The sequence below is a fragment of the Pseudorhodoplanes sp. genome (genome assembly GCF_035565795.1).
GTDB lineage: Bacteria > Pseudomonadota > Alphaproteobacteria > Rhizobiales > Xanthobacteraceae > Pseudorhodoplanes.
Genome location: NZ_DATMRV010000075.1, coordinates 1 through 5,512, shown reverse-complemented (window position 1 = coordinate 5,512; position 5,512 = coordinate 1). Strand labels below are relative to the sequence as shown.

General features: G+C 63.9%; 6 protein-coding genes and 1 pseudogene. 3 read left to right on the top strand and 4 right to left on the bottom strand.

Going from position 1 to position 5,512, the window contains the following annotated elements; translation table 11 throughout:
• The first annotated feature begins 343 nt into the window (after window positions 1-343).
• Window positions 344-850 (top strand): ferritin-like domain-containing protein, encoded by a 507-nt coding sequence (locus tag VNZ93_RS07695; protein WP_325702447.1) that lies wholly within the window; start codon window positions 344-346, stop codon window positions 848-850.
• Between the two features lie 77 nt (window positions 851-927).
• Here the strand turns inward: VNZ93_RS07695 and VNZ93_RS07690 are convergent, their stop codons facing one another.
• Window positions 928-1,290 carry a hypothetical protein gene (locus tag VNZ93_RS07690; protein ID WP_325702445.1) on the bottom strand — a complete coding sequence of 121 codons (363 nt, stop codon included), beginning with the start codon at window positions 1,288-1,290 and terminating at the stop codon, window positions 928-930.
• Window positions 1,291-1,411: 121 nt separating this feature from the next.
• Between VNZ93_RS07690 and VNZ93_RS07685 the strand changes: the two genes are divergently transcribed.
• On the top strand, window positions 1,412-2,071 hold the full coding sequence (locus VNZ93_RS07685; protein ID WP_325702442.1) for a hypothetical protein: 660 nt from the start codon (window positions 1,412-1,414) through the stop codon (window positions 2,069-2,071).
• Here VNZ93_RS07685 and VNZ93_RS07680 read toward each other — a convergent pair.
• Both VNZ93_RS07680 and VNZ93_RS07675 read right to left on the bottom strand, forming a co-directional pair.
• Window positions 2,068-2,493, bottom strand: a complete 426-nt coding sequence (locus VNZ93_RS07680) for a universal stress protein (protein ID WP_325702439.1) — start codon at window positions 2,491-2,493, stop codon at window positions 2,068-2,070. The two genes, VNZ93_RS07685 and VNZ93_RS07680, sit on opposite strands and share 4 nt — an antisense overlap.
• Before the next feature lie 30 nt (window positions 2,494-2,523).
• A complete protein-coding gene (locus VNZ93_RS07675) occupies window positions 2,524-3,051 on the bottom strand; it encodes a histidine phosphatase family protein (RefSeq protein WP_325702436.1) in 528 nt (175 codons plus the stop codon).
• Window positions 3,052-3,082: 31 nt separating this feature from the next.
• Between VNZ93_RS07675 and VNZ93_RS07670 the strand changes: the two genes are divergently transcribed.
• Window positions 3,083-4,987, top strand: coding sequence for an FAD-dependent oxidoreductase (locus VNZ93_RS07670; protein WP_325702434.1), 1,905 nt, complete (start codon window positions 3,083-3,085; stop codon window positions 4,985-4,987).
• 200 nt (window positions 4,988-5,187) lie between these two features.
• Here the strand turns inward: VNZ93_RS07670 and VNZ93_RS07665 are convergent.
• A pseudogene (locus tag VNZ93_RS07665) lies at window positions 5,188-5,512 on the bottom strand (ATP-binding protein); the annotation flags it as partial.

Here is a 5,512-nt window from a genome sequence, read left to right as displayed (position 1 = left end):
TCACCACCCACCAGTTCCGGTAAGGCGGATCGTCGTCGTTCGTTCGTGGAATGTTGTCGAGGTCGGAGATGTCGAATGGCGCGCGCTGCTGCCTGCGTTCGTATCGGTTGGGCCGTTCCTGCGGCTGCTCTGTCGTTTCGGGGTCTCTCATAACGGTCTCGAGGAGGCGTGGTCCCGCAATTCGTGGGCTTTTCGTTAAATGAACAAATGCAGCCCGGCCTGCGGAGTTCCTTCACGCCGGAATAACGAATCCGTCAGGAACATCGGCCCTCCTGTCCCGTTGGACCCGACAGGACGCGTCGCCGTCCCGTCAATCGCATCATCAGAAACAAGGGAGCCGCAGATGGGCCTGTTTTCCGCTGACATCAAGACCATGAATGATCTCTATGTGCACCAGCTCCAGGATATCTATTACGCCGAGAAGCAGATCCTGAAGTCGCTGCCGGACATGATCGGCAAGGCCACCGATCGCGATCTGAAAACTGGATTGCAGAAGCATTTGCAGGAAACCGAAAACCACGTCGCGCGGCTGGAACAGGTCTTCAAGCTTCACGATCTCAAGCCGAAAGCGGTCGATTGCCCCGCAATCGACGGCATCATCGACGAAGCTGAGGACGTGTCCGGCGAAGTCGAGGACAAGGAAGTGCTCGACGCCGCGATCATCGCGTCCGCGCAGGCGGTGGAACACTATGAGATCACCCGCTACGGCACGCTAGTCGCCTGGGCGCATCAGCTCGGCCGGGACGACGCGGCCGCGATCCTGCAGAAGACGCTTGAAGAGGAGAAGGCTGCGGACAAGAAGCTGACCGTGGTCGCCGAGAGCAAGGTGAATCGCAAAGCCGCAAGCTGACCGAGAGTCTAATGTTCGAGAAAACAGAGCGCTGGATCTCGATCCGGCGCTCTGTTCTGTTCGATCTGTCGCATACGCTAGCAGGCGCCAGTGCCCGACGTGATGCACGTGCTCTGGCCCGGCTGGGTGATGATCGGCGAGCCGCTGATATTCGGGACGCCGGGCCGCCAGCCTGCATTCGGATTTCCCGGACTGACTGCACCGGGAATGCCGGGCTGTGTGACCGATGGCGCGGTGCCGGAACTGGGCAATCCCGATCCCGATCCGGTGGTGCCGGAAATGCCCGGCGTTGCCGGCGCGATGCCCGGCGCCGGTGCACCGCCGGGCTGCGTCGGGGCCGTACCGGTTCCCGTTGGCGAGCCCCCCGTCTGCGCGTGCGCGGAGGCCGCAAGGAGCGCGGCGAACCCGACAGCGAGAATGCCCCTGGACAGTCCTGCCATGATCTCTTCTCCCTGGATTCTGCTCTGTTTCCCAACGGATGGGGCCTGAAGCTGTTCCAGGAGGAGCGATATCCATCCATCCGCGGCTTCGTGCTAGGAGGTCCGCGCGAGGGGGAGGACCATGGATCAACCGGACGGCGATGCCGCAGATATCCAGTATGCCTACAAGGCGTCACTGATGGGTGGGGGCTGGGTTCTGCGCCTTGGACCTGACGCGCTGCATTGGGCGATGGGCGCCGCGTCCGGCACGGTTCCCTACAGCAGCATCCGGCGTATTCGCCTGAGCTTTCGCCCGGTCACGATGCAGTCCATGCGCTTCCTTGCGGAAATCTGGTCCGACAAGGGACCGAAAATCCCGATCGCCTCTGCCTCATGGAAATCCATGATGGAGCAGGAGCGGCAGGACGAGGGCTACGCACGCTTCATTCGCGCGCTGCACGAGAAGATCGCCGCCGCCGGAGGCCGGCCGGATCTGAGAGCCGGTTCCGTGGCCTTTCTCTACTGGCCGGGTGTCCTCGTTTTCGCCGGGCTCCTCGTGATGGGGTTGTCGCTCGCGGTGCGCTCGATCGATCTCGGCGAACGCGCGTTCGGCCAGCCACTGGACTGGACGCAGATCGCGGCGCTTCTTGCGCTGATCGCGATGTTCTTCTGGCTGCTGTGGCAGATGGGTACGTTCTTCAAGCGCAATCTGCCGCGGCGCTACACGCTGACGGACATTCCGGCCGACGTTCTCCCGAAGGCGGACCGCGGTACCGCGAGGCGGCCCGGGACCGCGGTCTAATCCCGCAACACCAGCACGGAACAATTCGCGTAGCGCACGACATGTCCCGCGTTCGAACCCAGGAAATAGCTGCGCATGTCGGGCCGATGCGATGTCATCACGATGAGATCGGCGTTCATCGCTTTGGCTTCTTCGATCACCTCGTGATAGATGCCGCCCTGCCGCACGACGCCGGAGACGCGGTCGGTTCCGAGCCCGCATGTGCCGGTCAATTCCTTCATGGCGTCTTCCGCGGACTTGCGTTGCTGGGTATCGAAATCCGGCGGCACATATTCCGCGAGCATGACCGGCGTCATCGGCAACACATGCACGATCCGGATCGTGCCGGTCGAGGTGCGCGCCAAGGCGCATGCGGTATCGATGGCCGGACGCGCAAGCTCCGGTTCCGCCAGGTCCACAGGCACCAAAATTTTCTTGAACATGATTGGTCCCTCCCAGTTTTGCTCGTCAGTCTAGTCGCTTGCGGCACCGATCGCACGCGGCGTGATGAAGCTTTCGAGCCTGCCGCAGCCGGGCCTGATGTCCGCCCAGTCGGCGATGTCGAGATCGATCACAGCCAGGGCGCCGGTCGGAAATTTCTCCGCGAGCTTCCCGAGCATCCGCTTGTTCCCGGTTTCGACCAGAAGATTTGCCGTGTCCTGCAATCCCGGATTATGTCCTACAACCAGCAGCGAGCGGGCCGCGGCGGGCGCGTCCGCAATCGCTGTCAGAATGTGGCGCGGCGAGGCTTCATAGATGCGGTCTTCAAATTCGACAGAGGGTTTGCGCGGGAGCATGTCGGCCACGAGCTGCCAGGTTTCGCGTGTCCGCGTCGCCGTGGAGACAATCGCGTGATCCGGTTGCATACCGTGTTCGGCCATGTAGCGCCCGATCAAGGGAGCGGCCGCGCGGCCGCGCGGCGCCAGTTCGCGTTCATGGTCCGCCTGTCCGGACAGCGACCAGTCGGATTTGGCGTGACGGAGAAGCATCAGACGGCGCATGGATGTCAGTCCGACGGGCAGGGGATGATCCGTGCACGAGCCTAACACGAGCCCGCCACCCGGCGAGATGCAAACCGAAGTCGCACCCTTCGTCGCTGGAACGACCCCGGTTGCGGACGAAGCTGCTCCAGCTGTCGATGCTGCCTATGGTGAGACCTGGTTCACCGCGACCGGACATGCCGCGCCGCCGCGCGCGCCGCTGACGCATGACATCGACGTCGATGTCTGCATCATTGGCGGCGGTATTGCGGGACTGACAATTGCGCTCGACCTGGCGCGTCGTGGCTGGTCGGTGGCCGTGCTGGAGCAGCGGCGTGTGGCCTGGAATGCATCGAGCCGCAATGCCGGTTTCGTGCGCCCCGGTTTTGCGTCGCCGGTCGAGCAGGTGATCGCACGCGTCGGCCCGGATCATGCGCGTGAATTGTGGTCGCTGTCGCAGGATGGCGTCGATCACGTGCGGCGGATGGCCGGCGACAAGGCCTTGCGCGATATTATGCAGGGCGAAGGCTGGCTGCATGTGTCGAAGACGGATCGCGCGCAGGAAATGTCCGACGAAGCCGAATTGCTGCGCGGTTTCGGCGCCGATATCGAATTCTGGCCGAAGGACCTCGTCCGCAGCAAAGTGAAATCGCCTTATTACTTCCAGGCGATCCATTTCCCGACTGCGTTCTCGGTGCATCCCTACAATTATGCGGTGGGCCTGGCGCAGCTCGCGGAAGCCGCAGGCGCGCGCATCTTCGAGAACACGGCGGCGACATCGATTGATCCGGAGGGCGTGCGCAAGCGCATCGCGACTGCGCAGGGGCGCGTGCGCGCCGGCAATATCGTCTTCGCGGGCAATGTCCATCTTGGCGCGATGATGCGTGAGGTGGCCGACACGCTCATTCCGCTTCACACCTTCGCGGTGGTGACGAAGCCGCTCGGCGAGGCGCTGTCCACCGCAATCGAATATCAGGGCGCCGTCAGCGACAGCGATTTCGCCGATCATCATTATCGCATCGTCGACGCAGACCGGCTGCTGTTTGCGGGCCGGGTCGCGGCGCGAGATGCAAACCCGCGTCGCTATGGCCGCAAGCTGCGCGGCGATCTGAAGAAGCGTTTCCCGCAGCTTGGGCAGGTTGAGATCGACCACGCATGGGGCGGCGCGATCGGCCACACCGTGCACGGCATGCCGCAGATCGGAAAACTCGGGCCGGGTGTCTGGCTGGCGAGCGGCTTCGGCGGACATGGCCTCAACACCACCGCCATGGCGTCCACGCTGATCACCGGAGCGATCATTGACGGCGATGATCGCTATCGCCTGTTCGAGCCGTTCGAACTCGTCTGGGCGGGCGGCCGCATGGGCCGCTTCGTCGCCAGGCACTTCTATTCCATCTACCGGCGATACGAGGATTGGGCGTCCCGGCGGGCGCGCCGGCACGAGGTCTGGCTGATCGAAAACGAGCCGCGCCTGAAGCGGGAAGCGGAGGAAGCCGCCGAGCGCGCGCGCATACGCGCGGAAGAAGCCGCGGTGGCGGAAGCCGCGCGGATCGAACGCGAGAAGGTCGAGGCGGAGCAGGCGGAAATCCGGCGCATCGAACGCGAGCGGATCGCCGCCGAAAAAGCCGAAGCCAAGCGCATCCGGGCGGAGGAGAAGGCCGCAGCGAAGGCGAAAGCGGCGCTGTTGAGGGAAGAAAAGCGCGCTGCCGCACGCGCGGAAAAGGAAAGGCTGGCCGCGCAGAAAGCTGAAGCCAAGCGGCGCGAGGCGGAGCGGCTGGCGGCAGAGCGCGCGGAAGCCGAGCGTATCGCGGCCGAGCGGCGGGCCGCCGAACAGGCGGATGCTGAACGGCTCAAGGCCGCGCATGAGAACGCGGAGCGGGTGGCCGAAAATGCTGCGCGTGTCATCGCCGAAACGACCGGCGACACGTCCAATCCTGATGGCGGACGACGCGGCTGACTATTTGTCGCCGCCACGGCCGGAGCGTTGCCTCTGCCGCCACAGGCAGTAGGCGAGGAACAGCCCGGTCATCGTGATCATGACGATTTGCAACAAGTCGAGCATGTTGCGACCTCCATCTGGCCTTTAGTCGGCCGGAGCGTCGAACAGGTTCAGACCGGCGGGACCGTTCAGCGCGGTCCCGCCGTTCACAAATCGCGTCAGCGGCCTTCCCTGCGCGCCATGAATGCCAGCCGCTCGAACAGATGCACGTCCTGCTCGTTCTTCAGGAGCGCGCCGTGCAGCGGCGGGATCAGCCGTTTCGGATCGCGTTCGCGCAACGTTTCCGGGCCGATGTCCTCGACCATCAGCAGCTTGAGCCAGTCGAGCAGTTCGGACGTCGAGGGCTTCTTCTTGAGGCCCGGGACCTCGCGGATCTCGTAAAACAGCTTGAGCGCTTCGGCGACCAGCCTCTGCTTGATGCCCGGAAAGTGCACATCGACAATCGCCCGCATCGTCTCGTTGTCGGGAAATCGGATGTAGTGA

What these genes read in the sequence shown, in the direction of transcription:
- VNZ93_RS07675 (WP_325702436.1), bottom strand. Translation starts at nt 3,051, where the DNA reads ATGCGCCGTCTGATGCTTCTCCGTCACGCCAAATCCGACTGGTCGCTG.
- VNZ93_RS07680 (WP_325702439.1), bottom strand. Translation starts at nt 2,493, where the DNA reads ATGTTCAAGAAAATTTTGGTGCCTGTGGACCTGGCGGAACCGGAGCTT.
- VNZ93_RS07695 (WP_325702447.1), top strand. Translation starts at nt 344, where the DNA reads ATGGGCCTGTTTTCCGCTGACATCAAGACCATGAATGATCTCTATGTG.
- VNZ93_RS07690 (WP_325702445.1), bottom strand. Translation starts at nt 1,290, where the DNA reads ATGGCAGGACTGTCCAGGGGCATTCTCGCTGTCGGGTTCGCCGCGCTC.
- VNZ93_RS07685 (WP_325702442.1), top strand. Translation starts at nt 1,412, where the DNA reads ATGGATCAACCGGACGGCGATGCCGCAGATATCCAGTATGCCTACAAG.